The following is a 398-nucleotide window of genomic DNA, read 5'->3' on the forward strand; positions in this document are numbered from 1 at the left end:
GTTGAGGCGGGTGGGGGTGGCGGGCGTCTGCTTGATCTCTGTCGTCGTCATGGATACGAATCTAGGCGCACAGGCGACCGGAGAAGGGGTGCATTCCAGTGGCGGAATCATGGGTCAATGCGGCGGAGGAGCTGGGCAGCGACCTGCACCTGGAGCTGGAGACCGCCGGAACGGGCAGTCGCCGCGCGGTGCTCACGCGGGCGCTGCGGGAGGCGATCCACAGCGGGCGGCTCGCCCCGGGGACGCGGCTGCCGCCGTACCGGTCGCTCGCCGCCGACCTCGGGCTCGCCCGCAACACGGCGGCCGACGCGTACGCCGAACTCGTCGCGGAGGGCTGGCTGACGGCCCGCCAGGGTTCCGGCACCCGGGTCGCGCGGCGGGCCGCGCCGGCCACCCCC

1 protein-coding gene is annotated in these 398 nt (G+C 74.4%); it reads left to right on the plus strand.

The genetic code is table 11. The features are described from left to right. Positions 1 to 98: 98 nt before the first annotated feature. Positions 99 to 398: GntR family transcriptional regulator (locus E2E34_RS35165; protein WP_138905816.1), on the plus strand; the 300-nt coding region annotated here is incomplete at its 3' end.

Source organism: Streptomyces albidochromogenes (assembly GCF_005981925.1).
Lineage (GTDB): Bacteria > Actinomycetota > Actinomycetes > Streptomycetales > Streptomycetaceae > Streptomyces > Streptomyces albidochromogenes.